The 22,963-nt window shown below is 62.2% G+C and carries 22 protein-coding genes and 1 tRNA gene; 12 read left to right on the top strand and 11 right to left on the bottom strand.

Going from position 1 to position 22,963, the window contains the following annotated elements; all coding sequences use genetic code 11:
• The first annotated feature begins 48 nt into the window (after nt 1-48).
• The 3 genes from P3T20_RS05340 (at nt 49) to otsA (ending at nt 2,293) form a co-directional block, all read left to right on the top strand.
• Complete coding sequence (locus tag P3T20_RS05340; protein WP_429286284.1) at nt 49-240, top strand: hypothetical protein; 192 nt, start codon at nt 49-51, stop codon at nt 238-240.
• 196 nt (nt 241-436) lie between these two features.
• Nucleotides 437-679 carry a hypothetical protein gene (locus P3T20_RS05335; RefSeq protein ID WP_429286283.1) on the top strand — a complete coding sequence of 81 codons (243 nt, stop codon included), beginning with the start codon at nt 437-439 and terminating at the stop codon, nt 677-679.
• Nucleotides 680-868: 189 nt separating this feature from the next.
• On the top strand, nt 869-2,293 hold the full coding sequence (otsA, locus tag P3T20_RS05330; protein WP_074265449.1) for an alpha,alpha-trehalose-phosphate synthase (UDP-forming): 1,425 nt from the start codon (nt 869-871) through the stop codon (nt 2,291-2,293).
• Nucleotides 2,294-2,618: 325 nt separating this feature from the next.
• On the opposite strand, the gene P3T20_RS05325 is transcribed toward otsA, so the two are convergent.
• The 5 genes from P3T20_RS05325 to P3T20_RS05305 form a co-directional block, all read right to left on the bottom strand.
• Nucleotides 2,619-4,058: an MFS transporter gene (locus P3T20_RS05325; RefSeq protein WP_429286282.1), complete on the bottom strand. Its 1,440-nt coding sequence runs from the start codon at nt 4,056-4,058 to the stop codon at nt 2,619-2,621.
• 160 nt (nt 4,059-4,218) lie between these two features.
• Nucleotides 4,219-4,722, bottom strand: coding sequence for a YbhB/YbcL family Raf kinase inhibitor-like protein (locus P3T20_RS05320; RefSeq protein WP_074265447.1), 504 nt, complete (start codon nt 4,720-4,722; stop codon nt 4,219-4,221).
• Nucleotides 4,723-4,983: 261 nt separating this feature from the next.
• Nucleotides 4,984-5,430: a very short patch repair endonuclease gene (locus tag P3T20_RS05315; RefSeq protein ID WP_429286281.1), complete on the bottom strand. Its 447-nt coding sequence runs from the start codon at nt 5,428-5,430 to the stop codon at nt 4,984-4,986.
• Nucleotides 5,430-6,668, bottom strand: coding sequence for a DNA (cytosine-5-)-methyltransferase (gene dcm, locus P3T20_RS05310; protein WP_429286280.1), 1,239 nt, complete (start codon nt 6,666-6,668; stop codon nt 5,430-5,432). Before dcm ends, P3T20_RS05315 begins: the two co-directional genes overlap by 1 nt.
• Nucleotides 6,669-7,102: 434 nt before the next feature.
• Entirely contained in the window at nt 7,103-7,420 is a 318-nt protein-coding gene (locus P3T20_RS05305) for a hypothetical protein (RefSeq protein ID WP_429286279.1), read from the bottom strand.
• Between the two features lie 155 nt (nt 7,421-7,575).
• Between P3T20_RS05305 and P3T20_RS05300 the strand changes: the two genes are divergently transcribed.
• Entirely contained in the window at nt 7,576-7,767 is a 192-nt protein-coding gene (locus tag P3T20_RS05300; RefSeq protein WP_074265443.1) for a CsbD family protein, read from the top strand.
• 332 nt (nt 7,768-8,099) lie between these two features.
• Nucleotides 8,100-8,804, top strand: a complete 705-nt coding sequence (locus P3T20_RS05295) for a glutathione binding-like protein (RefSeq protein ID WP_429286278.1) — start codon at nt 8,100-8,102, stop codon at nt 8,802-8,804.
• 7 nt (nt 8,805-8,811) lie between these two features.
• Here P3T20_RS05295 and P3T20_RS05290 read toward each other — a convergent pair whose 3' ends face one another.
• A complete protein-coding gene (locus tag P3T20_RS05290; protein ID WP_429286277.1) occupies nt 8,812-10,545 on the bottom strand; it encodes a tetratricopeptide repeat protein in 1,734 nt (577 codons plus the stop codon).
• Between the two features lie 143 nt (nt 10,546-10,688).
• Between P3T20_RS05290 and P3T20_RS05285 the strand changes: the two genes are divergently transcribed.
• Nucleotides 10,689-11,024, top strand: coding sequence for a hypothetical protein (locus P3T20_RS05285; protein ID WP_074265440.1), 336 nt, complete (start codon nt 10,689-10,691; stop codon nt 11,022-11,024).
• Between the two features lie 25 nt (nt 11,025-11,049).
• Here P3T20_RS05285 and P3T20_RS05280 read toward each other — a convergent pair whose 3' ends face one another.
• Nucleotides 11,050-11,301, bottom strand: coding sequence for a hypothetical protein (locus P3T20_RS05280; RefSeq protein ID WP_074265439.1), 252 nt, complete (start codon nt 11,299-11,301; stop codon nt 11,050-11,052).
• Nucleotides 11,302-11,683: 382 nt separating this feature from the next.
• On the opposite strand from P3T20_RS05280, the gene P3T20_RS05275 reads away from it, so the two are divergent.
• Both P3T20_RS05275 and P3T20_RS05270 read left to right on the top strand, forming a co-directional pair.
• Entirely contained in the window at nt 11,684-12,001 is a 318-nt protein-coding gene (locus P3T20_RS05275; protein ID WP_074265437.1) for a DUF4148 domain-containing protein, read from the top strand.
• 215 nt (nt 12,002-12,216) lie between these two features.
• A complete protein-coding gene (locus P3T20_RS05270; RefSeq protein ID WP_429286276.1) occupies nt 12,217-13,191 on the top strand; it encodes an alpha/beta hydrolase in 975 nt (324 codons plus the stop codon).
• Here the strand turns inward: P3T20_RS05270 and P3T20_RS05265 are convergent.
• The 3 genes from P3T20_RS05265 to P3T20_RS05255 all read right to left on the bottom strand — a co-directional run bounded on the left by P3T20_RS05265 (nt 13,188) and on the right by P3T20_RS05255 (nt 14,350).
• The gene (locus tag P3T20_RS05265; protein WP_429286275.1) at nt 13,188-13,463 is read right to left on the bottom strand and encodes a hypothetical protein; all 276 of its coding nucleotides are present in this window, start codon (nt 13,461-13,463) and stop codon (nt 13,188-13,190) included. The genes P3T20_RS05270 and P3T20_RS05265 overlap by 4 nt on opposite strands.
• Nucleotides 13,464-13,771: 308 nt before the next feature.
• Nucleotides 13,772-13,846, bottom strand: a tRNA-Arg gene (locus P3T20_RS05260).
• A 318-nt stretch (nt 13,847-14,164) separates the two neighbouring features.
• The gene (locus tag P3T20_RS05255; RefSeq protein ID WP_074266166.1) at nt 14,165-14,350 is read right to left on the bottom strand and encodes a rubredoxin; all 186 of its coding nucleotides are present in this window, start codon (nt 14,348-14,350) and stop codon (nt 14,165-14,167) included.
• A gap of 218 nt (nt 14,351-14,568) precedes the next feature.
• On the opposite strand from P3T20_RS05255, the gene P3T20_RS05250 reads away from it, so the two are divergent.
• The 4 genes from P3T20_RS05250 (at nt 14,569) to P3T20_RS05235 (ending at nt 21,895) form a co-directional block, all read left to right on the top strand.
• On the top strand, nt 14,569-16,500 hold the full coding sequence (locus P3T20_RS05250; protein ID WP_074265425.1) for an ATP-binding cassette domain-containing protein: 1,932 nt from the start codon (nt 14,569-14,571) through the stop codon (nt 16,498-16,500).
• A gap of 288 nt (nt 16,501-16,788) precedes the next feature.
• Nucleotides 16,789-18,774 (top strand): DNA topoisomerase IV subunit B, encoded by a 1,986-nt coding sequence (locus P3T20_RS05245; RefSeq protein WP_429286274.1) that lies wholly within the window; start codon nt 16,789-16,791, stop codon nt 18,772-18,774.
• Nucleotides 18,775-18,841: 67 nt separating this feature from the next.
• On the top strand, nt 18,842-21,160 hold the full coding sequence (gene parC / locus P3T20_RS05240; RefSeq protein WP_074265423.1) for a DNA topoisomerase IV subunit A: 2,319 nt from the start codon (nt 18,842-18,844) through the stop codon (nt 21,158-21,160).
• Nucleotides 21,161-21,436: 276 nt separating this feature from the next.
• Nucleotides 21,437-21,895, top strand: coding sequence for a CopD family protein (locus P3T20_RS05235; RefSeq protein WP_074265422.1), 459 nt, complete (start codon nt 21,437-21,439; stop codon nt 21,893-21,895).
• Nucleotides 21,896-21,964: 69 nt separating this feature from the next.
• On the opposite strand, the gene P3T20_RS05230 is transcribed toward P3T20_RS05235, so the two are convergent.
• On the bottom strand, nt 21,965-22,948 hold the full coding sequence (locus tag P3T20_RS05230; protein ID WP_074265421.1) for a LysR family transcriptional regulator: 984 nt from the start codon (nt 22,946-22,948) through the stop codon (nt 21,965-21,967).
• Nucleotides 22,949-22,963: the final 15 nt, after the last annotated feature.

Raw genomic sequence — 22,963 nt, 5'->3', positions numbered from 1 at the left:
CGGCATAGGCCTTGCTGCGATTGTCCCAAACGCACACAAGGGACTTCTATGCCGTCGCCTACCCACGCTACTGTGCTCGAGGCGCATCGCCCCGAGCCGACTGACCCGCCCAACCCTCACGAGCCCGATACGGTGCCGGACCCGACCCGCGAACCGGTCGAACCCACTGCACCGCCTATCGGCGATCCGCCTCCGCAGCCGAATGAGACGCCGCATATTTCGCGCGGTGCGCTCTCGTAGTTGGCGCTCTGACGCGACTTTCGAGGCGCCGGCCACTTCGCTCTTTATCATTTTGTGGCCGCCATCAGCGCGTTTCATTCGTTGATGTACTTGTTACAAAGCCGGCGACGGTTTTACCGGCAAATTACTGTCGTGAGCCCTAGACTATGTTGATGCCGTCAACGAGGGCGGCGGGCTTCCCCAGGAGGCATCGATCATGAGACACCCGGCATTGCGGCGCTCCGCGCGCCATTCGAAGCGCGATTCGCGCCCCGGCGGCGGAGCAGGGGCATCGCCATCGGGCGGCCCGTCTGCAGGAGCGGACTCGCCAGGACCCGATCCAGCGGGGCAGAACCGCATTGCGCCCGACGCGCCACCGGATGGCGAACACAACCAGGGTGGGGTACGCCCGGAAGGCATCGAATACCAGCGTGACCTCGGTTCCGAGCAGGACGCCTGACTGATTTCGTCGTTTCCTCATACGAAGCAAAAAATTTTCGCGCGATGCCGGCGGACGGCAGGTTTCTGCTTGCCTGTCACATTTGCATACATTTTTATTCCGCGAATTTAGAGATACGGCACGCGACTTGCATGCACCACGACGGCACATCCCCGCATGCAACGAACAACTGAATGAGGTGGAGCACCAATGAGCAGATTGATTGTGGTATCGAATCGTGTCGCGCCGACGCAGGAAGGCCGCCCCGCAGCAGGTGGTCTTGCAATCGGTGTACTGGACGCCCTCAAGGAAACAGGCGGCGTATGGTTCGGCTGGAGCGGCGAAACGGTGGCAGAGCCATCGGCGCCGGTAATCGAAAAGCAGGGCAACGTGACTTACGCGACGGTGGGTCTCACCAAGCGCGACTACGATCAGTACTACCGCGGCTTTTCGAATGCGACGCTATGGCCGACTTTCCACTACCGCAACGACTTGTCGCGCTTCGATCGTCAGGAGTACGCCGGTTACCTGCGCGTAAACCAGACGCTCGCCAAGCAGCTGAAGGAGATGGTCAAGCCCGATGACATCATCTGGGTCCATGATTACCACTTGCTGCCGTTTGCGAAGTGCCTGCGCGAACTCGGCGTGAAAAACCCAATTGGCTTCTTCCTGCATATTCCGTTTCCGGTGCCGGAAGTGTTGCGTAGCGTGCCGCCGCACGAGGAACTCGTGAAGGCCATGTGCAGCTACGACGTGGTCGGCTTCCAGACTGAAGCGGACCGGCAGTCGTTTGTCGACTATATCGAGCGAGGGCAGCACGGCACGTCGAGCGACGACGGCATGGTGCACGCCTATAACCGTTTCCTCAAAGTCGCGGCCTATCCGATCGGGATCTATCCCGATGCAATCGCCAAAGCCGCGGAGCAGTTCACCGACCGCAAACCGGTGCGCAGCCTGCGCGATGGCATGCGCGGCCGCAAGCTGATCATGAGCGTGGACCGCCTCGATTATTCGAAGGGGCTGGTCGAGCGCTTCCAGGCCTTCGAGCGGTTGCTTCTCACGGCGCCCGGTTGGCACGGCCGCGTCTCGTTGGTGCAGATTGCACCGCCGACGCGCTCGGACGTGCAAACATATCAGCGCATTCGTCAGACGCTTGAGGGTGAAGCGGGGCGTATCAACGGCCGCTTTGCGCAGCTCGACTGGACGCCGATTCAATATCTGAACCGCAAGTATGAACGCAATCTGCTGATGGCCTTGTTCAGGCAGTCGCAAGTGGGTTATGTGACGCCGCTGCGCGACGGGATGAATCTGGTTGCGAAGGAGTACGTGGCATCTCAGGATCCCGCGGATCCGGGCGTGCTGGTGCTGTCGCAGTTTGCCGGCGCAGCTGAGCAGTTGCCGGGTGCACTGGTGGTGAACCCGTTCGACCTGTCGCAGATGGCCGAAGCACTCGAGCGTGCGCTGTCGATGCCGCTCGCTGAACGCCAGGCCCGTCATGCGGACATGATGGCGCCGCTGCGCGAAAACAATCTGTCGGTGTGGCGCGATACGTTCCTTGCGGACCTGCGCAATGTGGCGACGGCGTCCTCGGTGACGGCCAAAGCGGTAAAGCTCGCGGACGTGGCAGCAACCTGAAGCGTTGAAGCGACTGAGCGCTCAATGTGGCGCTCAGTCGTGATGATGAGCTCAGGTGTCGGCGGGTCTCAGTTGCTCGCTGTCACGTCGAATCGATCAGGCGGTGAGTTGAGGTTCGGTCGCGCTGCCTGCGGTCCACTCAATTCTACGAAAGCATGCAAACGGCGGCCACCAGGCCGCCGTTTTTGCTTGTGCGTGGTGGACGTGCTGAAGGGTAATGCGAGCCTTCGAGGTTCGCGTTATGCGTGTTGCGGATTCATGAAGCTGTTGTGCGGCACTGGCTACTCATATCCAAATCCACGTCCTCGTCTGCGAAAACGCGAGCCTATACAGCGGCCGAAGTTGTCCGCTGCATCACGCGCAACGTGCTCACCACTGACGCTACCGCCGCAAAACCCGCTGCCACATACAGCGCGACGGTCGGCCCGTGCTGCGGCACGGTGCCGAAGATCACCGCCACCAGCGCGGCACCGAGCGTCTGTCCGGTCAGTCGCGCAGTGCCCAGCATGCCGCTCGCGCCACCGCTGCGCGCGCGCGGCGCCGATGCCAGCATGGTGCGATTGTTCGGTGACTGGAAGATGCCGAAGCCCGCGCCGCATACCGCCATGCGCCAGGCGATCTGCAGACTATCCGGATGTGTGCCGAGCGTGGCGAGCAGCAGCAGACCCACCGTCATGGCAACGAGTCCGATTCCGCCCAGCAAGCCCGCCGACATACGATCCGACAGCACACCCGAAAGCGGCGCGGCGACGATGATGACGAGTGGCCAGGGCGTCATCAGCAAGCCAGTCTGAACCTGCGACAAGCCGAGGTTGTCCTGCATCATGAACGGCAACGAAAGGAACGCCAGCATTTGCGCCGCGAACGAGCAAACCGAGGTGCCGACCGATAGCGCAAACACCGGAATGCGCAGCAGATCCACGGGCAGTAGCGGCGCGGGCTGCGTCAACTGCCGGTGTACGAGGAAATAGCCGATCACCACGGCGCCGATCGCTTCGAGCGCGATATAGCCCTTGGCTTCGCCGTGTCCGAGTCCGTCCACTGCGAAGATCAGCAGGCCGAATGCGAACGCGTTCATCACGGCACTCAGATAATCGTATGGCGCCTTGTGGCCGGGGTTGACCGGCAGCGCCTTGAAGCCGGTGGCGATGGCCGCGAGGCCGATCGGCACATTGATGGCAAAGAGCCATGGCCACGGCGCGATGGCGAGCACCCCAGAGGCCACCGTCGGACCGACCGCGGACGAGACCGCCACCACCATCGCGTTGATGGCGACGCCGCGCCCGAGCTGTGCAGGCGGATAGATGGTGCGTACGAGGGCCGTGTTGACGCTCATGATGCCCGCTGCGCCGAACCCCTGAATCACTCGCGCGGCGGCGAGCGTCACCAGCGAAGTGGACAACGAGCAGCCGAGCGAGGCGACGGTGAACAGGATCAGTCCGCCCAGATAAACGCGCCGGTAGCCGATACGGTCACCTAACGACGCCAGCGGTAGTAGCGAGATCGTGATCGCAAGCTGATACGCGTTGACGACCCAGATCGATGCGGCGGCGCTCGCATGCAGATCGCGCGCGATGGTGGGTAGCGCCACGTTGGCGATAGCGCTGTCGAGCACGGCGAGGGTAATGCCGAGCGCCACGACCACGATTGCCCAATAGCGCTGCGGCAGAGGCAGACCGAGTTCGGGGTCGGGCGGGAGGGAGTGGGCGCCGGCGGGAGCGCCTGCGGGACTGGAACCGTCTTTACCGGAAGCGTGTGCGTGCATCGTCTCAGGAGTTATGTGCGAGTTCGGATGGGAGCACACGGCGCGCATCCTGCGTCGCGCCGCACTGCCTCGTTGCCCGGTTCTCGCTGCGTTTTCTTGGCGCTTTCGTGGCGGCGCCGCAGTGGCCCTGGAGCGCACCGCAGCGCCACTGTGCGCGTGACTATTTCAGCTCGTACAGACCGGTATGCGTCGTCGAATCGAGTTCGTTCAGGTGAGTCATGAAACGGGCGACCGCATTGGTCGTCTCCGCATTGATCGGCAGGTGCGCAACCTTCAGCGCGTGCAAGCGGAAAATGTAGCGGTGGGCCTTGTCGCCGCGCGGCGGCGCTGCGCCGCCGAAGCCGACTGTGCCGTAGTCGTTGCGAACCTGTAGCGCGCCTTGCGGCAGCAGGCTGCCGTCGACCTTGCCGGCGTTGCGCGGCAGCGAGCGGACATCAGCCGGGATATTGACTACGACCCAGTGCCAGAAACCGCTGCCGGTTGGCGCATCGGGATCGTGGACGGTGAGGGCGAAGCTTTGCGTGTCTTCCGGCGGTGCTTCCCACTGCAACGACGGAGAGATGTTCTCGCCATCCACGCCGAACGCCTTGTCGTGGTATTCCTGCGCTTTCGGCATGAAGCCGTTGGTGGGAAAGTCGTCGGACCAGAGACGGAAATCAGCCATCATATGCCTCCTTCAGGTGGTTCCCAGATGGGGCGAGTTGCCGGAAAAACGCGTACTGCGCATTGTGCTGGCAGACTCGCGGACAGACCCGGGTGAGCCAATCGAGTGTATCACCGGCGGCTCGTCTGCCTGGTCGAGGCGGGCTGGGTCACGCCCGCCTCCCGCCGGCTTCCGGACAGGCTTTCACTGGGAATGATGTGCGGTTATGGGGCGGCTCATTTACAGCGGGTTTGCAATGAGCCGGCAAACTGAGCCGGGGCCTCAGCCGCGCTCGTCGAGTTCGGAGACGTCGCTGTGCAGCCAGTCGACCAGTCGTTGCAGCACGCCGTCGAGGTCCCGATTGGCTCCACGCAATGCGCATTCCCACACTACGCCGACGCGCCAGCCGGCCGCGAGCAGAGCGGCGCGCGACTTCTCGTCGTTGGCGCGGTTGCGGCCGATCTTTTCGCGCCAGAAGTCCGGGCGCGTCTGTGGCCATTTGAAGAGCGGGCAATCGTGGCCATGCCAGAAGCAGCCGTGCACGAAGATAACAGCGCCGTAGCGAGGCAGAACGATGTCGGGGCGCCCCGGCAGATCGCGCGCGTCCAGCCGAAAACGGAAGCCCCGCCGGTGCAGCAGGCTGCGGATCAGCAACTCCGGCTTGGTATTGCGTCCGCGAATGCCGGACATCATCCGGCTGCGGGTGGCAGCGTCGACGATGTCGACCATCAGTTCGCGCGCAGGCGCGCCTGCACGTGCGGCAGCATGATGCGCGCGACTTCCTGCATCACCGGCATCACGACGCTATTGCCGAACTGGCGGTAGGCCTGGGTGTCGCTGACGGGAATCCGGAAGGTGTCGGGAAATCCCATGAGCCGGGCACATTCGCGCGGCGTGAGGCGGCGCGGACGCAGCCGCTTGCCTTGCGAGACGAGGATTTCGGAGCCGTCCTTGTGATAACGGGCCGACAAGGTGCGCGTCACGCTATCGGGGTAGGCCATGCCGAAACCGAAGCCGTTGCCTGCCGCGCGATGCTTTTCCGCGTAGTTCTGCAGATAGGTCCACAGATTCGGCGTGAGCGTGTACTTCGGCTGCACGCGTTGTTTCGCGTGATCGAAGAAGCGGTCGTGGTCCCACGGCAGCACCGGTTCGCTGCCGTCGGTACGGTGCAGGATCGAGCCGAGCCGCGGGCCGACGCTCGGCAGACGCAGGTCGTCCCATGAGAACGCGGTCTTGCCGCGAAAGCCGACGATGATGATGCGCTCGCGGTGTTGCGGCGTGAAATGCTGGCCATCGACGACCTTGTAGTGCACTTCATAGCCCAGTTCGTCGCGCAAGGTCTGGAGGATGACTTCGAAGGTGCGGCCCTTGTCGTGGGAGAGCAGATTCTTCACGTTCTCCAGCAGAAACGCTGCAGGCTGCTTGGCCGCGATGATGCGGGCGACGTCGAAGAACAGCGTCCCCTGAGTGGAGCACTCGAAGCCGTGCGGCCGGCCCATCGCGTTCTTCTTGCTGACGCCCGCGATCGAGAACGGCTGGCAGGGAAAGCCGCCGAGCAGGACGTCGTGCGCCGGCACCTCGCTGGCGGGAAACGACACGATATCGCCGATAAACGAGTGATCCGCGCCGTAGTTTTCCAGGTAGGTCTTCTTCGAGAAATCGTTCCACTCGCTTGTGAAGACGCACGCGCCGCCCTGCGCCTCGAAGCCCATGCGGATGCCGCCGATGCCGGCGAACAGATCGATGAAGCGGAAATTGGCTGTCCCGTTAGCCGCACCGTGCTTGACCGCCGCGCCGCCCTGCAGCAGATCGCGCAGCGCGGGTTCGAGCATCGACGGACAGGGCGTTTCACCTTTTTCCCAGCGGCGCACGGTCTTGATGTCCTTGCCAACGTGAGCGGCGATTTCTCGTTGGGTGAAGCGTGTGCGCGCCTGTTGTAGCAGCTCGAGCGGTGGGGCCTGGGTCACTAGCGGTCCTTGCTGGGGATTTTTGCGGACATTATGACCTGGAGTTGTCCCTTTTTCCTGTTTTTCCCCGCGTTGGGTGAGCAAAAGTGGCTGAAACGGCGCGTTGTGGCTCGGCACCGAGGCAAAAATATCGCCGCGGCGAGCATTGATCGCCGTATTGGCACGGCGGGAGGTACGGTTACGTGCTTGGGGGACCGCTTAAAGCAGCCAGCTTGCAGACATGTCAGACAAGAAAGCTGTCCGTATAGGTGCCGCGTTAGGTAGTGTTATTGCGGGCGTGATTTAGGGTTGTTAGGCTTATCCCTAGTGACGCTGATCTCCGCGTTACCGTGTGTTCAGCCGCGGCCCCGAGTCCGCGGCTTTTTTTTACCTGCTGGTTTGCCGGTAAAAGCGGGAAACGAGGGAAGGCGCGACCTGTCCAGAGGGCGGGGCGGTCAGCGAACGCGCCGTGCCTGCGCCGGGCGTTTTTCGTGCGCGCCGAGCGGCAGCGTTTTCCAGGCGGGGAGGCTGTCGGCGGGATCGAACTGGGTGAGTACCAACAGAAGGCTGTCGACTGCGCACAGTTGCGCGTGGCTCAGATGCCCGGTATCGAGCAACTTGTTCAGACGCCCGCGCCAGTAGGCAGGCGGCAGGATCGGGCCGGCCAGATCGCCGAGTAGTGAGGGCTCCATCACGCGACGGATGTGCGCAATGTCCTGATCGATAAACGTCGCCAGCAAGGCGTTGTTCGGCGCGGTCGGAATAGGGTCCATGCCTCGTTATCGGCAGGGTAAATGGCGACTTTAGGGCTGCGCGTAAAAATTTTTTCGGGTGGCATGGCAGGGGGATGAGAGTCGGGCACGGCCGTTGCGGGGATGAAAGTACTGGCGCAATGTCGCGTCGGCACTGCAATCGCATGGAGTCGAACATGAACAAAGACCAAGTGAAGGGTGTGGGCGAGCAAGTCAAGGGCAAGGTCAACGAAGCCGTCGGCAAGGCCACGGGCAACAAGACCCAGGAACTGAAGGGCGATCTCCAGCAAGGCGCGGGCGAAATCCGCAAGGCCTACGGCGACGGCAAGGAACAAGCCAAGGACAACGCCAAGCGGAATGCGCCGTAAGTCAGGTGATCCGGTTTGACGGGAAAGGCGCTTCGGCGCCTTTTCTTTTCCCTGACGCGCTGCAACGGTCTTCGTGCACGTGCTGAGCTGGTTAATTAGCATAACTTCTTAAGTTGCGCTGGACGGCCCTCTTGCAGCCGATAGGCGATTGGCTGGACTCCCTCGTCTTCGCGGGTCCGTGCGTTGCCATGGGCGTTGGATAACCCCGCGTTGCGCGAACCCGGAAAAGTTTTGCTGGAGCGTTTATATTGGACGCCTCGTTCTCTGGGCGGGTTTGTCCCGCACAGAGAACATCGTCACCGCTCCAGTCCATCCAGATCGACAAGGTTTCTATGACCGATCTTTCCGCTTTTCCCATCACCGCCAGGTGGCCGGCCCAGCATCCCGAGCGCTTGCAGCTCTATTCGCTGCCTACGCCCAATGGCGTCAAGGTGTCGATCATGCTCGAGGAGACCGGCCTTGCCTATGAACCGCATCTGGTGCGCTTCGACACGAACGATCAGATGTCGCCGGAATTCCTCTCGCTCAATCCGAACAACAAGATTCCGGCCATCATCGATCCGAACGGTCCAGACGGCAAGCCGCTGCCGTTGTTCGAGTCCGGCGCGATCCTGATTTACCTGGCCGAAAAGACCGGCCAGTTCATGCCGCAGGATGCCGCTGGCCGTTACGAGACGATTCAATGGGTGATGTTCCAGATGGGCGGCATCGGTCCGATGTTCGGTCAACTGGGTTTCTTCCATAAATTCGCCGGCAAGGAGTACGAGGACAAGCGTCCGCGCGACCGCTATGTGGCGGAAGCGAAGCGCCTGCTCGCCGTGCTGGAGACGCGGCTGAGCGGACGTGCGTGGCTGATGGGCGACGCGTACACGATCGCCGATATCGCGACTTTCCCGTGGGTGCGTAACCTGATCGGCTTCTACGAGGCCGCGGAGCTGGTGGGGATTGAGGATTTTCCCAGCGTCAAGCGGGTGCTCGACGCGTTTGTCGCTCGACCGGCAGTGGCGCGTGGGCTGGAGATTCCGAAGCGGAATTGAGGTGCGACTAGTGCGACGGCGCGCCGGTCTCGGCGCGTGTCGCAAGAGCCGCGCGTGCCGACTGGATCGTGCTTGCCCAATCGCCCAGCGCTGGCTGGCGAAATAGCTGGGCGCTCGGATACCACGGACTGTCCCGGCGCTCGAGCATCCAGCGCCAGCAGGTGTCGAAGCGATTCAGGATCCAGACGGGTTTGCCGAGTGCGCCGGCAAGGTGGGCCACTGCCGTATCGACCGAGATGACCAGGTCCAGGTTGGCAACGAGGGCGGCGGTGTCGGCGAAGTCCGTGAGTTCGTCCGTGTAATCGGTGATCCGTTCACCGAGTTCCGGCAGTTGCGCGGGCTGCTGCGCGGCAGGGCCTTTTTGCAAGCTGTAGAAGCGTACATGCGGGACATCGAGGATCGGCCGCAGCGCTTCGAGCGTGATCGAGCGCCGTGCGTCGTTCTTTCTGAGTTCCGCTACGTGGGGACGGTGCCCGCCTGCCCAGACGAGGCCCACTTTTAGCTCGCGGTTGGCGTGCGCATCGTGCCCGAGTCGTTCGGCCCAACGTTGCGATGCCTGCGCCTCGGCGAACAGATAGGGCACCTGCTGCGGCATATTCGCCAGGTCCGTCCTGAACGCGAGCGGCAGACTCAGCAACGGACAGTGACAATCGAAAGGCGGCAGCGGTTGGCCTTGCTCGATCAACTGCGTCACGCCGTCCAGATTCGCGAGCAGGCGGATCAGTTCAGTGGGCACTTCGAGCACGACCTTGGCGCCCAACGCGGATACCAGCGCCGCATAGCGACAGAATTGCAGCGTATCGCCTAGCCCCTGTTCCGCATGCAGGAGGATGGTTTTGCCATCGATCGGGAAATCGCCCAGCCAGAGCGGTTGCTGGAAGGCGCGTTGGCTCGCCTTGATCCGGTTGCGCTTCCAGCGCCATTCGTACTGTTGCCAACCTTCTTCGAACCGTCCCATTTGCAACAGGCACAGCGATTTGTTCCAGTGCGCTTCGGCAAACTCGGGGTTCAGGCTCAGCGCGCGCTCGTAACTCTGCAGTGCCTGCTCATGCTGATTCAGGTCGACGAGCGTGAGGCCAAGATTGTTCCAGGCGTCGGCAAACGCGGGCGTGAATTCGAGCGCTCGCTGGTAACTCAGTTGCGCATCCTGCGGGCGATTCAGATCGCTCAATGCATTCGCGCGGTTGCTCCACGCGTCGGCGTAATTGGGCTGCAGTGCGATGGCCTGATCGCAACTCGCCAACGCGTCCGCCGGACGGCCGAGATCGCGCAGAACGCAGGCTCGGTTGCTCCATGCCTGCGCGAATTCCGGCCGCAATTTCAGCGCACGCTCGAAGCTCGTCAACGCTTCGGCGGGCGCATCGAGCCCCGCCAACGCGTTGCCGCGATTGTTCAGCGCATCGACGAAATTGCCTTGCAGTGCAAGTGCCCGATTTGCGCTAGCAAGGCCTTCCTTGAACCGGCGCAGCGCGTTATAAGCAAAGGCGAGATTGGAGTGGATTGGCGCCTGCATGCCGTTGATCGCAACCGCTTTCTTGAGCAGCTCGATCCCTTCTTCGATGCGGCCTGACTGGAGTGTCAATGCGCCGAGCAACTGGATGGCATCGAAGTGTTTGGGCCTCAGCGCGAGAATTTCGCGGTAGAGCTCTTCCGCGTCGGCGTACGCCGCGTTTTGCTGCAGGGCCACGGCCTGCTGGAGCAGTGCGTCGATCTGGCGTTGCGGGTTCGCTGGCTTGCTCATAGGTGCTGACGGGCTGGGATGGCCGCGATTATCGCCGAAAAAAAGCAGGCCGGCATGTGGCGCGGAAGGTCGGCCAGGTTCCCTACGTCCGTCTCAATGCCCGGCGTATCATGAGCGCGGTTGACTCAATCGGAGAGGGGACGATGAAAGCATGCAGCTCACTTCTGTTGGTTAGCGCGTTGGCGGCGGCGTTGTCGCTGGTGGGATGCGCCCAAAGCGGTCCGGTTGAGTTTTCGGCTACCGGTGCCGATTCCCCAGGCTTGTCGAACGCCGACGATATGGATTTCGGTCCGATGGACCATTCCATCGCCGCTTGCAAGGCCGTGTCCCAAAGTACCGCGGGAGGCCGCTGTGTGAAAGTGCGCGCGTACGAAGCGTGTATGAAAACGCGCGGCTATATAACCGTGCTGGGGCCGGAGAACCCTTCCGGATGCGGCCAGCCTGCATGGGAGCAGGATGTGCGCAAGTGGCTGCAGTGACGAAGCCTTGGTTAGCCTTGCATCCCTATGACGCAAGTTCGACTTGCGCTTGTCGGGACGCAGGGACTTTGGTGCACAGATCGAACTCGTCGAGTTCGAGCAGCAGGCCGTCGACGGTGCGAAGCTGCGCGTTCGACAGGTGCGTAGTGTCCAGGATCTGATAGAGCCGCTGACGCCAGTAGGCGGACGGCAAATATGTGCCGCCGAGCTCTCCGTACAACGCCGGCCTCATCACGCGAGCGATGTGGGCGATGCCTTCGTCGATAAACGGGTTCATATTTTCCTCGTAGATCCTGTGGTCGAGCCGTGTGTGCCTGGTATCTGCTACGTGCGATCCGTCTGATGAATCCCAGGAATCGCAATGCGCGTACTTTTCGTCTGCCTGCGTGAATTAGCTAGGAATCCGATCGATCATGGGAATCCATGGACTGAAGATTACCGCCACGGCAAGCCGGTCAATCGGACGAACAGCGTGGATTTATCGCATCAATTCATGCGCTATGACTCGAGCGCGGCTTCCTCCGATTGTGCTATTCGTCACAACAGTGAATTCGAGATTTAGGTATTTACCCTAGGTGTTGACCCTTCTAGACTGTCGTTACCGGCTGCAAACAACATTGTTTGTAGCGCCGCACAAAACAATCTTCGGAGGTATCACCATGAAATCGCTCATCAAAGCTATCGCTGTTGCTGCTGTCCTCGCTGCCCCGGTTGTGTCGTTTGCCCAGACGAACCAGCCGCTGACGCGCGCAGAAGTTCGTGCGCAACTGGTCCAGTTGGAAAAGGCGGGTTATAACCCGTCGACTGCAGACGAAAACGACTATCCGCAAGACATCCAGGCTGCTGAAGCACGTGTCGCCGCACAAAACGGCAACACGACCGGTTATGGTTCGAATGTCAGCGGCTCGACGCAGGCAGGAACCCGTGCCGACACGACCGTTAGCCCGTATTCGCCGCCGGTCTCTAACGCTCGCTAATCGAGCGTTGCCTGCGCCGTTGCAGGCAGGGCGAGCGTCTGGTTAGACGCCAGCTGTTAAGAATCAGGCCCGCATCTCCTACGAGATGCGGGCCTGATTGTTTTGGTCGAGGCGTTTTGCGGGTGTTGCGTGGTTCGTGGCAGCCAGGCGGAATTTGCAGTATTTTTCCGAGACTCCAACGAGGCCCGCGTGGCCCAACATCCCAGGAATCCTTTATGAACGAGCGCAAGCCGTTTGATGCAGCAGTACGTCGCGTGCTGGACGAGCAGGCCGCGGCCGCGGTCGCGCCACCGGTCGGTGCGACGAATGAAGAGCGGGTGCGTATGGCGCGCGCCCTCATGATGCGTGCGCTGGAAAGCCGGGTGTCGATTGCCGGCTTGCCTAACGGCGTCGAGACCCGTGACGTGGAGATTGCCAGCGGTTTAAATGCGCGCATCTATTTGCCGTCAGGAGAGGCACAACCGCTACCTGTGATGGTGTACTTGCATGGCGGCGGCTGGGTCATCGGCGCAGTGGCGACGGTCGATCCGTTTTGCCGGTTGTTGAGCGAGGCGGCGGGCGTGATCATCGTCTCGGTGGAGTATCGACTGGCTCCGGAGCATCCCTATCCGGCGGCGCTGGAGGACACCCTTGCGGCGTTTGATTGGGTGGCCGCGCATGCGCACGAGTGGGGCGGGGATGCGTCGCGGCTGGCTTTGGGTGGCGATAGCGCCGGGGCGAATCTGGCGGCGGTGACTGCCAACCGGCTTTGCGGCGAGTCGAGGGCCGATGCGCTGCGTGCCCAGCTATTGCTTTATCCAGCCACGGATCATCCGAGTGCGAATCATCCGTCCTACCCGGAGAATGCGACTGGCTACGGGCTCGAGGCGAACACGATGCGCTGGTTCTGGGAACTGTATGCGCCGGGTGTGTCAGCGGATGATACGAGCGTGGCACCGCTGCAATTGCGCGATGTCCCGGCGCTGCCGCCGACGCTGGTGACGACAGCGCAATACGATGTGCTGCGGGATGAGGGTATCGCGTATGCGGAAAAGCTGAAGGCAGCGGGCGTGGCGGTGACCCATCTGCATGCGCCCGATATGGGACATAACTTTCCGGTGACGCCGAGCCAGGTTGTCCGGTTTCCGCAGAGTGTGCAGACCTTGGGTGAAATCGCGGAGTGGCTTAAGGCGAACCTGGTTGGTCGCTAGTCTGTGACGAAAATCGCAACGCGTTTTGGCCGGGTCAACTCGAAGGCGCGGACCCGGCCTGCGCGGACGTCGAGTATCAGACGCTCGATCTGTTCGATCTCTCTCGATTCCATTTCGATGTTGCCGCGGGACGTGTCCGCGATCGCGGCGAACCATGCGCGACGACGCGCCAGTAAATAAGTGACGGCGCTGCCCCGTCTCATGAAAAACTGCTCCATCTCCTTTCTGCCTGTCTGTTCCAACGCGACCTGGTTGGGGTCGGGGCGGAACATAGCACGGGTAAGGGCGCGGGTTGGGGTGGGCGAAGGGGGTGAAAGATTGGGGGGCCGTGACGGCGAAAGCACGCCGCGTCGAGGTCATTTTTGGGATCTAAAGACAGGCATAATTTAAACCCTACTGAAGTCGACCAACCAACCTACGGCGACGCAAGCGTTCGAATGTCTGGAAAGGGTCGCACTAGGCCCCGCCCCGAGCGGGGCTGTTCATTTTCGCGGCAGCATCAAATGCCGAGGCCGCTTTCGGTCCACGCGCCGCGACAGGGTCTCGAACGGCTTTAGGTGGGAGTGGGTGAGAGTAAGGATGGTCCCCCCGACAGGAATCGAACCTGTATCTAGCGCTTAGGAGGCACTTGTTCTATCCATTGAACTACGGGGAGAGGCACCGCGAGCGCATCTGTTCCGCCAAACCGCTACGTTCCTAAGTTGACCCGCCGTAGCGCGGAACGCGTTCAATTCTAACGTCGGCATAGCGGGCGTTGTCAGGCATCGATGACCCGCCGGCACGCGTCTGGATGAATTGCGCCGCAGGGGCCAGAGTATAGCAAAGCCATCTGCGCCTGCGAATGGCGCCGGCATTCGTTCCGAACTATCGCCCCACGAAACAAAACAGCCCGGCGGGCGCCAACCCGGCCGGGCCGTCCATATCGCCGGGCGCATCAGCGATCAAGCCGCGCACCTACAGCAATATGGCCACCTCAAAACTCCACAACCGCAAACTCCGCCTTACCCACATCGCACAGCGGGCAGCGCCAATCCTCGGGGATATCGGCGAAGCGCGTGCCGGCGGCGATACCGTCCTCCGGCAGACCTTCTTCCTCGTTATAGATCCAGCCGCAAATCAGGCAGACCCAGCTTTTGTACTCAACAATAACTTCGCTCACGACACACTCTTTCTTCAGTTCAATGCAACGATCCACGCACTCTGCCCCTTTTTGGGGCGCGCGGCGACGCGCAATATTACCGGAATTTGACAAAGCGCTGATTTGAACCGCCGCCGCGGTGCTGTAAGAACGCCTATGTCTTCCGGCATCCGGGCATCCGCCTGCGCGACCGGTACAATGAGCGGTTCCTGCTCATTGCTGTCTTCTGCCAAATCTCCATGTCGCTTTACACCATTACCGGGGCGCAGCTGGCGTTCGGTCACGTCGCGTTGCTCGATCACGCGGATTTCTCTCTTGAAGCGGGCGAACGCGTCGGGCTGATCGGTCGCAACGGGGCGGGCAAGTCGTCGTTGCTGAAGATCGTCGCAGATCTGAGCAAGCCGGATGACGGCCTCGTCACGCGCCAGCAGGGCCTGACTTCGGTCTACGTGCCGCAGGAGCCGGAGTTCGATACGGACGACACGGTGTTCGACGCGGTCGCCGCCGGTCTTACTCATGCCCGCACGCTGCTGGATGAATACGACGCGGTCGCCAACCAGCTCGCCGACGAGCCCGAAGGCCAGGAGCACGACTCGCTCATGTCGCGCATGAACACGCTGCAGTCGGCGCTGGACCATGCCGACGCCTGGAACTGGAGCACGCGCGTGTCCACCACGCTGCAGCAGATCGGTTTGAACGGAGAGGCGCGGGTCGGCTCGCTGTCGGGCGGCATGCAAAAGCGCGTGGCGCTGGCTCGGGCGCTGGTTGTGCAGCCGGACGTGCTGCTGCTGGACGAACCGACCAACCACCTCGACTTCGAAGGCATTCGCTGGCTCGAAGAACTGCTGGTTTCGCTGCGGGCCGGCCTGCTGTTCATTACCCACGATCGCGCGTTTCTCGACCGGGTCGCTACGCGCATCGTCGAACTGGATCGCGGCCGTCTGCTGTCGTATCCGGGCAATTTCACCGCTTACCAGACGCGCAAGGCGCAGCAGCTTGAAATCGAGCAGGTGGAAGCGGCCAAGTTCGACAAGCTGCTCGCGCAGGAAGAAGTGTGGATCCGCAAGGGTGTCGAAGCGCGCCGCACGCGTAGCGTGGGCCGGATTGCCCGGCTCGAGCAGATGCGCAAGGATCGCGCGGAGCGCCGTAACGTGCAGGGCAACGTCAAGCTGGACGTGGGTCAGGGCGAGCGGTCCGGCAAGATCGTCGCCGAACTGACCGATGTGACCAAGCGCTATGGTTCGCGCACGGTAGTGGACAATTTCACGGCCACAGTCATGCGCGGCGACAAGATCGGCTTCGTCGGCCCGAACGGCGCGGGTAAAACCACGCTGCTGAAGCTGATCCTCGGCGAGTTGCCGGCGGACGAAGGCACGGTGCGTGTGGGCACCAATCTGCAAGTCGCCTATTTCGACCAGATGCGCGCGCAACTCGATCTGGACAAGAGTCTTTCGGACACCATCAGTCCGGGTAGCGAGTGGGTTGAAGTCAACGGCCAGAAAAAGCACGTGATGAGCTATCTCGGCGACTTCCTGTTCGCGCCGGAACGCGCTCGTTCGCCGGTCAAATCGCTGTCGGGCGGCGAGCGTAACCGTCTGCTGCTGGCTCGTCTGTTCGCGCGGCCGGCCAACGTGCTGGTGCTCGACGAACCGACCAACGACCTCGATATTCCCACCCTCGAACTGCTCGAAGAACTGCTCACGGAATACGACGGCACCGTGCTGCTGGTCAGCCACGATCGCGCGTTCCTGGATAACGTCGCGACCTCGGTGATCGCCTCGGAAGGGGCGGGCAAGTGGCGCGAGTATGTCGGCGGCTTTACCGACTGGCAGATCCAGCGCGACCGCTCGCAGCAGATGGCGCAGGAAGCGCAAAAGGAAACCGCCAGGGAAGCGACCTCGAAGGACGGCGGGGCGCCCGCGAGCCGCAACACGCAGCAGCGTGCCGCCAAGCTGTCGTTCAAGGAGCAGCGCGAGCTGGAGGCATTGCCGGCGCAGATCGCCGCACTTGAGGCTGAGCAGAAGACGATTGGTGGGCAGCTCGAAGACGGTTCGATCTTCGCGAAGGATGCGGCGGAAGGTACGAGGCTGACGGCGCGCTATGCGGCGATCGACGATGAGCTGCTGGCGGCGATGGAGCGGTGGGAGGAGCTGGAGAGCCGGCGGAAGTGATCGGTCGGCACCCCCCACCCAAACGGCCAATCAACCATCCGGCAAATTGCTCCCCGTATCGAAATCAGTAAAATACCCCGCGAACAGGCTTCCTCCGGGCGCTCGCGCCGGCCGCGCCGCGTTAGTGCGGCGCAGGAGAGAGTCAGGCGATAAAACAGTTTGCCCGCCGTGCGGGCACCCCACCCACCCCGTTGTTTCGTTTCGCTTTTTTTGAAAACTCAACGCATTGTCCACGGACCTGTCCACAGGACCTGTGGACAACGATGAACCGACGGACCCGAGTCAACCATGTCTACGAAAAAGCCAAACGCCGCGTATAGCGAAGCGTCGATCAAGGTGTTGAAGGGCCTGGAGCCGGTCAAGCAACGACCCGGCATGTACACCCGCACCGAAAATCCGCTGCACATCATTCAGGAAGTCATCGACAACGCATCGGACGAAGCCCTCGGCGGCTACGGCCGGCAGATCACGGTCACGCTGCACGCGGACCAGTCGGTGTCCGTCGACGACGACGGCCGCGGCATCCCCTTCGGCATGCACCCGGAAGAAGGCGTGCCGGTCGTCGAAATCGTCTTCACGCGCCTGCACGCAGGCGGCAAGTTCGACAAGGCCGCGGGCGGCGCCTACACGTTCTCGGGCGGTCTGCACGGGGTGGGCGTCTCGGTCACCAACGCGTTGTCCACGCGCCTCGACGTTACCGTCTGGCGTGAAGGCAAGGTCGCCGAACTGGGCTTTGCCAACGGCGATGTGGCCAGGCAACTAACTGTTCGCCCGGCCGCCAAAGGCGAGAAGAAATCCGGCACACGCGTCACTGCATGGGCCAATCCGAAGTACTTCGACTCGCCGAACCTGCCGCTCAGCGAACTGCAGCGTCTGCTGCGCTCGAAAGCGGTGTTGTTGCCGGGCGTCGAAGTCACGCTCGTCAACGAGAAAACCGGCGAGCGCCAAACCTGGAAGTATGAAGACGGTCTGCGCGGCTATCTGCTCGAAGGCATGAACGGTAGCGACCTGCTGATTCCGCTTTTCGAAGGCGAACGTTACGCCGAGAGTTCGCGCTCGAACGAAGAAACCTTTGCGGAAGGCGAGGGCGCGGCCTGGGTGGTAGCCTGGAGCGAAGAAGGCACGCTCACGCGCGAGTCCTACGTCAACCTGATTCCGACGCCCGCGGGCGGCACGCACGAATCGGGGCTGCGTGATGGTCTGTTCCAGGCGGTCAAGAGCTTCGTCGAGCTGCACAATCTGCAGCCGAAGGGTGTCAAGTTGCTCGCGGAAGACGTGTTCGCGCGCGTGTCGTTTGTGCTGTCCGCGAAGGTGCTCGATCCGCAGTTCCAAGGGCAGATCAAAGAGCGTTTGAACAGCCGCGACGCGGTGAAACTGGTGTCGTCGTTCTCGCGTCCTGCGCTTGAACTGTGGCTGAATCAGCATGTCGAGCATGGCAAAAAACTCGCGGATCTCGTCATCAAGCAGGCGCAAGCCCGAACGCGTGCCGGCCAGAAGGTCGAGAAACGCAAAAGCTCGGGCGTGGCCGTGCTGCCGGGCAAGCTGACCGATTGCGAATCCACGGATATCTCGCGCAACGAACTGTTCCTCGTCGAAGGCGATTCGGCCGGCGGGTCTGCCAAGATGGGGCGAGACAAGGAATATCAGGCCATCCTCCCTTTGCGCGGCAAAGTGCTGAACACATGGGAAACCGAGCGCGATCGCCTCTTTGCCAATAACGAGGTGCACGACATTTCGGTGGCCATCGGCGTTGATCCGCACAGCCCCGACGACCACATCGATCTGTCCAATCTGCGCTACGGCAAGATCTGCATTCTGTCCGACGCGGACGTGGACGGTTCGCACATCCAGGTATTGCTGCTGACGTTGTTCTTCAAGCACTTCCCGCAACTGATCGAACGCGGTCACGTGTGTGTGGCGCGTCCGCCGCTGTTCCGCGTCGATGCACCTGCACGCGGCAAGAAGCCCGCGCAGAAGCTGTACGCGCTTGACGAAGGCGAGCTCGAAGCGATCCTCGACAAGCTGCGCAAGGACGGCGTGCGCGAAACGCAGTGGTCCATCAGCCGCTTCAAAGGCTTGGGTGAAATGAGCGCGGAGCAGTTGTGGGACACCACGATGAACCCGGACACGCGGCGTCTGTCACCGGTCGCGTTGGGCGAGCTCGACTACGACAGCACCGTCGCCCGCATGACGATGCTGATGGGCAAGGGCGAAGCGGCGTCGCGGCGCAGCTGGCTCGAAGAAAAGGGTAACGAAGTCGAAGCGGATATCTGAGCTGAGCGCCTGACGCAGGCTTGCTCGCGCAGCGAAACTTCACGCTACATACGGATACGGAATCTAGATGGACGACAACACGCCTGATCTCTTTACGGTGGCGCCGGCGCCTGGCGACTCCCTTACGCTCGGCAACTACGCTGAGCGCGCGTACCTCGACTACGCTGTGAGCGTCGTCAAGGGCCGTGCGCTGCCCGACGTTTGCGACGGCCAGAAGCCGGTGCAGCGGCGCATCCTGTTCTCGATGAACGAGATGGGCCTCTCCGATAACGCGAAGCCGGTCAAATCGGCGCGCGTGGTCGGCGACGTGCTCGGCAAATATCACCCGCACGGCGACCAGTCGGCGTACGACGCACTGGTGCGTCTCGCGCAAGACTTCTCGATGCGCTATCCGCTGATCGACGGCCAGGGCAATTTCGGCTCGCGCGATGGCGACGGCGCGGCGGCAATGCGATACACAGAAGCGCGCTTGACCCCGATCGCCAAGCTGCTGCTCGATGAAATCGACCAGGGCACCGTCGATTTCATGAAGAACTACGACGGCGAATTCGACGAGCCGCGCCTCTTGCCCGGACGTCTGCCGTTCGTGCTGCTCAATGGCGCCTCGGGCATCGCGGTAGGTCTGGCCACAGAGATCCCGTCGCACAATCTGCGTGAAGTGGCCGCTGCAGCAGTCGCGATGATCCGCAATCCGAAGCTCTCGCACGCGGAATTGATGCAGCACATTCCCGGGCCGGACTTCCCCGGCGGTGGTCAGCTCATTTCCAGCGAAGCCGAAATCTCGGCGGCGTATGAGGCGGGGCGCGGCAGTCTGAAGGTGCGTGCGCGCTGGAAGATCGAAGAGCTCGCACGCGGTCAGTGGCAACTCGTGATCACCGAACTGCCGCCGAACACGGCTACGCAGAAAGTGCTCGAAGAAATCGAGGAGCAGACCAATCCCAAGATCAAGCTCGGCAAGAAGACGCTCACGCCCGAGCAGTTGCAGACCAAGCAGACCATGCTCGCGCTGCTCGACGCCGTGCGCGACGAATCGGGCAAGGACGCGCCCGTGCGTCTCGTGTTCGAGCCGAAGTCGAGCCGCATCGATCAGACCGAGTTCGTCAATTCTTTGCTCGCCCATACGAGCCTGGAATCGAACGCTTCGCTGAATCTGGTGATGGTCGGCTCGGATGGCCGGCCGCGTCAGAAGGGCATTTCCGAAATCCTGCAGGAGTGGATCGGCTTCCGCTTTGCCACCGTTACGCGCCGCACGCGCCATCGTTTGAGCAAGGTCGACGACCGGATTCACATCCTCGAAGGCCGGATGATCGTCTTTTTGAATATCGACGAAGTCATCCGCATCATTCGCGAGTCGGACGAACCGAAGCCGGCGCTGATCAAGGCATTCGGGCTGTCCGACCGGCAAGCCGAAGACATCCTTGAAATCCGTCTGCGCCAGTTGGCGCGGCTGGAAAAGATCAAGATCGAGAAGGAACTGTCCGAGTTGCGCGACGAGAAGGCCAAGCTTGAAGAACTGCTCGGCAGCGAATCGGCGATGAAGCGCCTGCTCATCAAGGAAATCGAGGGTGACGCGAAGCAATACGGCGACGAGCGCCGCACGCTGATCCAGCAGGAAAAGCGCGCGACCTTCGAAGCCCGCGTTGTGGATGAACCTGTGACGGTGGTGATGTCGCAGCGAGGCTGGGTGAGGGCGCTAAAGGGTCACGGGCTGGATCCGGCCGGCTTCACCTTCAAGGCCGGCGACGCGCTCTATGCGGCGTTCCAGTGCCGCACGCCCGATACGTTGATCGCATGGGGCAGCAACGGGCGCGTCTATTCGGTCGCGGTGGCGCTGCTGCCGGGCGGCCGCGGCGATGGCGTGCCGGTCACCTCGTTGATCGAACTCGAGTCGGGTAGTCATCTGATGCACTACTACGCGGCGCCCGCGGATCAGGCGTTGCTGCTGGCATCGAGCAATGGCTTCGGCTTCATTGCCAAGGTCGGCGACATGGTGAGCCGCGTGAAGGCCGGCAAGTCCTTCATGACTATCGACGAGGGCGCGGCGCCGCTCGTGCCGATGCCTATGCTCCCGGATGCAACGCACGTCGCGTGTCTGTCGGGCGGTGGCCGTTTGCTGGTGTTCGGCCTCGAGGAGATGAAGACGCTGTCGGGCGGTGGCCGCGGCGTCACGCTGATGGCGCTCGACGAGAAGGAGACGCTCACGCAGGCGCTTGCCATCGGCAAGGCCGGCGTCGTGCTGCTCGGCACGGGCCGCGGTGGTAAAGCGTATGAAGAAACGCTGAGCGGCGCGGCGCTCACACCGCATATCGGCAAACGCGCTCGCAAGGGCCGCGCGCCGGACAGCAAGCTGAAGCTGTTGGGCATGCGGCCTGCGCTGAAGGCTTAAAGAAGCCGTAGTGTCGCCGCAACCGCGTGCGTAGTCTTCAATCACGGGCCACGCACGCGGCAGGCAGTGAGCAAAAATCGGGGATCGGCGCGCTACGCGGCGCGTCGGCACAACAAATAAAACAAAGGCGAAAAGCGATGACTGCGGAACTGCGCGCACAGCGTGAGGTCGAATGCGGTCATTAGCCGCGTCGGACAAGGCTGTGGACAGCGTCGTAAGGCTCCAGCCTGTCCGCCCACAAGCGGTACGCCCATCATCGAGAGAGAGGAAAACAACATGACCAAAGCCGTCGAGCTCGCGCTCTTTTTGCATTTGCTGGGTGTGGCCGTGTGGGTCGGCGGTATGGTCTTCGCACACTTTTGCCTGCGCCCGGCTCTCGCCGATCTCTCGCCGCAACTGCGCCTGCCGCTGTGGGAATCGGTGTTCGGGCGCTTCTTCAACTGGGTCGCCGCTTCGGTAATCATCATCTTGCTGTCGGGCGGCTTCATGCTGACGCAGTTCGGCGGCGCTCATGCGTCGTGGCAACTGCATGCCATGGCGGGTCTCGGCATCGTGATGATGCTGATCTTCGGGCATATCCGCTTTGCCGTGTTTCCGCGTATCCGTCGCGCGGTGCAGGCGCAAAATTGGCCAGATGGTGCGAGGGCAGTCGGAACGGTGCGGCGTCTGGTGGTCGTCAATCTGGTGCTGGGCGTCGTGACGATCGGTGTTTCAGTGTTGTCCGGTGCCGTGTAGGCGAAGCGTCGCGCACCGCATTACGTTTAGACGAAAGGCCGCTGCCAGGCGGCCTTTTTCAATTCCAATTCATATCCGCGCCACGGTCTGACTCGCCGGCCCCACGAGCCGCTCCGCCAGCGAGTAGCGCTGCATACACCGCTCCATGCTGTCGAGAAACGCATGATCCGCTGCATTCATCTTACGGTCGCGATGCCAAAGCAGATGGACGTCGACATCGGCGAGTCCCTCGTCCGGTGGCAAGCGCCAGAGCCGCTGCTGCGCAAGATCGTCCCGCACGATGTGCTCTGGCAGGCAGCCGACGCCATAGCCTGCGAAAATCAGCCGCCGGACTTCGTCGAGACTCGGTGACGACGCCACGATGCGTCCTGTGAAGCCCTTCTGATCGCGAAACACCGTGAGCGGCGAGAGGCTGTCGCCGATCTGGTCGCTCGTGAACGAGACAAAGTTCTCCGCCAGCAGGTCGTCCATCGTCAGTTGCGACTTGCCGAACAGGCGGTGGTGCCGTCCGCAGAAAATCGCATAGCGTTGCCGCAGAAAACAGCGCATTTCCAGTTTGTCGACCGGCGTGCGGCACAGGCTGAGCCCTGCGGTCGCCGTCTTTTGCAGTAGCGACGAGATGATGTCCGACGAACGCATCACTTCGATCTGCAGATCGATGCGCGGATAGGTGCGATGAAATTCGGCGAGAAATTCGTCGTAGACCGGCGAATCGATCCGGCTCACGCTCAACAGGCGGATCGCGCCGGTAATGTCTGCGGTGCGATCGTCGAGTTCGGTTTCCAGCCGGGAAATGTTGCCGTAGATATCGCTCGCGATCCGGTAGACCTCTTCGCCCGCCTGGGTGGGCACGAAGTGTGGGCCGCGTCGTTCGATCAGCTTGCGTTCCAGCGTGTCTTCGAGGCGCTTGAGCGCCTGGCTGACAGCCGGTTGCGTGACATGCAACCGCGCCGCCGCACGGCTCAAGCTGCGCTCCTGCATGATCACGAGGTAGGTGCGCAGCAGGTTCCAGTCGAGCCGGTCATTGAGAAAAGAGGCAATTTCGGCGCGCATGATGGCCCTGCTAAG

Origin of the sequence: Paraburkholderia sp. GAS206C (genome assembly GCF_050435645.1) — a bacterium.
Lineage (GTDB): Bacteria > Pseudomonadota > Gammaproteobacteria > Burkholderiales > Burkholderiaceae > Paraburkholderia > Paraburkholderia phenazinium_B.
Note: the sequence above shows the minus strand (reverse complement) of the source record. Positions and strands in the feature narration are given on the sequence as shown.

Bases quoted from the DNA above. Each gene is read 5' to 3' on its own strand.
- P3T20_RS05340 (WP_429286284.1), top strand. From the start codon at position 49: ATGCCGTCGCCTACCCACGCTACTGTGCTCGAGGCGCATCGCCCCGAG.
- P3T20_RS05335 (WP_429286283.1), top strand. From the start codon at position 437: ATGAGACACCCGGCATTGCGGCGCTCCGCGCGCCATTCGAAGCGCGAT.
- otsA (WP_074265449.1), top strand. From the start codon at position 869: ATGAGCAGATTGATTGTGGTATCGAATCGTGTCGCGCCGACGCAGGAA.
- P3T20_RS05325 (WP_429286282.1), bottom strand. From the start codon at position 4,058: ATGCACGCACACGCTTCCGGTAAAGACGGTTCCAGTCCCGCAGGCGCT.
- P3T20_RS05320 (WP_074265447.1), bottom strand. From the start codon at position 4,722: ATGGCTGATTTCCGTCTCTGGTCCGACGACTTTCCCACCAACGGCTTC.
- P3T20_RS05315 (WP_429286281.1), bottom strand. From the start codon at position 5,430: ATGGTCGACATCGTCGACGCTGCCACCCGCAGCCGGATGATGTCCGGC.
- P3T20_RS05305 (WP_429286279.1), bottom strand. From the start codon at position 7,420: ATGGACCCTATTCCGACCGCGCCGAACAACGCCTTGCTGGCGACGTTT.
- P3T20_RS05300 (WP_074265443.1), top strand. From the start codon at position 7,576: ATGAACAAAGACCAAGTGAAGGGTGTGGGCGAGCAAGTCAAGGGCAAG.
- P3T20_RS05295 (WP_429286278.1), top strand. From the start codon at position 8,100: ATGACCGATCTTTCCGCTTTTCCCATCACCGCCAGGTGGCCGGCCCAG.
- P3T20_RS05290 (WP_429286277.1), bottom strand. From the start codon at position 10,545: ATGAGCAAGCCAGCGAACCCGCAACGCCAGATCGACGCACTGCTCCAG.
- P3T20_RS05285 (WP_074265440.1), top strand. From the start codon at position 10,689: ATGAAAGCATGCAGCTCACTTCTGTTGGTTAGCGCGTTGGCGGCGGCG.
- P3T20_RS05280 (WP_074265439.1), bottom strand. From the start codon at position 11,301: ATGAACCCGTTTATCGACGAAGGCATCGCCCACATCGCTCGCGTGATG.
- P3T20_RS05275 (WP_074265437.1), top strand. From the start codon at position 11,684: ATGAAATCGCTCATCAAAGCTATCGCTGTTGCTGCTGTCCTCGCTGCC.
- P3T20_RS05270 (WP_429286276.1), top strand. From the start codon at position 12,217: ATGAACGAGCGCAAGCCGTTTGATGCAGCAGTACGTCGCGTGCTGGAC.
- P3T20_RS05265 (WP_429286275.1), bottom strand. From the start codon at position 13,463: ATGTTCCGCCCCGACCCCAACCAGGTCGCGTTGGAACAGACAGGCAGA.
- P3T20_RS05250 (WP_074265425.1), top strand. From the start codon at position 14,569: ATGTCGCTTTACACCATTACCGGGGCGCAGCTGGCGTTCGGTCACGTC.
- P3T20_RS05245 (WP_429286274.1), top strand. From the start codon at position 16,789: ATGTCTACGAAAAAGCCAAACGCCGCGTATAGCGAAGCGTCGATCAAG.
- parC (WP_074265423.1), top strand. From the start codon at position 18,842: ATGGACGACAACACGCCTGATCTCTTTACGGTGGCGCCGGCGCCTGGC.
- P3T20_RS05235 (WP_074265422.1), top strand. From the start codon at position 21,437: ATGACCAAAGCCGTCGAGCTCGCGCTCTTTTTGCATTTGCTGGGTGTG.
- P3T20_RS05230 (WP_074265421.1), bottom strand. From the start codon at position 22,948: ATGCGCGCCGAAATTGCCTCTTTTCTCAATGACCGGCTCGACTGGAAC.